Origin of the sequence: Rubripirellula obstinata, assembly GCF_001642955.1 — a bacterium.
Classification (GTDB): domain Bacteria; phylum Planctomycetota; class Planctomycetia; order Pirellulales; family Pirellulaceae; genus Rubripirellula; species Rubripirellula obstinata.
The window spans coordinates 1-1461 of the sequence record NZ_LWSK01000281.1 but is presented as its reverse complement, the minus strand read 5'-3'; the positions used below and the strand labels follow the sequence as shown (position 1 = coordinate 1461).

At 54.7% G+C, this 1461-nt stretch carries 3 protein-coding genes; all 3 read right to left on the bottom strand.

All coding sequences use genetic code 11. From position 1 onward, the window contains the following. The coding region (locus RC85_RS25795; protein ID WP_276526186.1) for a TCP-1/cpn60 chaperonin family protein at positions 1 to 428 on the bottom strand (428 nt) is incomplete at its 3' end. A 132-nt stretch (positions 429 to 560) separates the two neighbouring features. Further along, positions 561 to 857: a co-chaperone GroES gene (gene groES / locus RC85_RS25790; protein ID WP_068267826.1), complete on the bottom strand. Its 297-nt coding sequence runs from the start codon at positions 855 to 857 to the stop codon at positions 561 to 563. Between the two features lie 148 nt (positions 858 to 1005). Continuing rightward, positions 1006 to 1461, bottom strand: a 456-nt coding sequence (locus tag RC85_RS25785) for a TCP-1/cpn60 chaperonin family protein (RefSeq protein ID WP_276526185.1), incomplete at its 5' end; no start/stop codon positions are given.

Sequence of the window (1461 nt, the reverse complement as noted above, 5' to 3'; positions counted from 1 at the left end):
ACTTCTTCCTTCTTGGAAACCTTCTTGGCCATTTCCTGCAGTTTCTCAACCGCAGCAGCTACGGCAACGTCGATTCCGCGGCGAATTGCGGTCGGGTTGGAACCCGCGACGATGTTGCGAAGGCCTTCTTTGTAAATAGCGCGAGCCAAAACGGTAGCGGTGGTCGTTCCGTCACCAGCAAGATCAGAAGTTTTCTGAGCAACTTCGACGACGAGCTTGGCGCCCATGTTTTCGAAGCGATCTTCAAGTTCGATCTCTTTGGCAACGGTAACGCCGTCTTTGGTGACTGTGGGTCCACCGAAAGATTTGTTGATGATCACGTTGCGACCGGTCGGGCCCATCGTGACGGCGACAGCGTCAGCCAGTTTGTCGATGCCGCGAAGCATGCGCTGACGAGCGTGGTCGTCGAAAAGCAGTTGCTTAGCCATTTGAGTTTCCTTGTAGTGAGTTTTGATTTGGTAGTCGTAGTGACGGCTTCTAGCCGTCGCATCCTGAATTGCGGCGGCTGGAAGCCGCCACCACGTTGCATGATCACAGGCTGGAAGCCTATGCCACCCTGCTTAGACAACTTTCGCAAGAATGTCGGACTCGCGAAGAATCTTGTACTCGTTGCCATCGACTTCGATTTCGTTTCCGCCGTACTTGCCGAAAATGATTTCGTCGCCGACTGAAACCGAAAGATCGCCACGCTCACCGCTGTCGAGCAGACGGCCAGGACCGACGGCAACGATGGTTCCACGCTGCGGCTTTTCCTGAGCCGAATCCGGGAGCACGATTCCGCCAGCAGTGGTTTCTTCAGCAGTCATTGGCTCAACGACGACGCGATCATCCAGAGGTTTGATTTTTGGCTTGGCCATTTGGAGGTTCCTTGTTTGTTTGATTTATGAGTGTTTGTGCCGCCGTGGATTTGAGAGCGGCTGATTGTTCGAGTTCAAAGAGTACAGTTTTCAGGGTACAGGGCTTCAAATGCTGAACCCTGTTCCCTGTCAACTTTTAAATTGCGGACTACATCATGCCCGGCATTCCCATGCCACCCATGCCGCCCATTCCACCCATGCCCGGCATGCCGCCGCCCATTCCGCCCATGCCACCCATTCCGTGGTCATGATGATGGTCGCCAGCGTCTTCTTCCGGAGGAGCAGGGATTTCAGTCACCAAAGACTCAGTCGTCAGCAGCAGAGCCGCGACGCTGGCTGCGTTTTGCAGAGCCGTCTTGACGACTTTCGCAGGGTCAATAACACCCGCTGCAACGAGATCGCAGTAATCGCCTTTGTCTGCGTTGAAGCCTTCGTTCTTCTTCATGCCACGAACGCGATTGACGACAACGCCGCCGTCGTAACCAGCGTTTTCTGCGATGTAACGCAGTGGGTATTCGAGAATCTTCTGGATGATGCGAACGCCAGCCTCTTCGTCGCCGATCAGTTCGCCGACTTTCTTGAGAGCCTTCTCCGCACGCAGGAG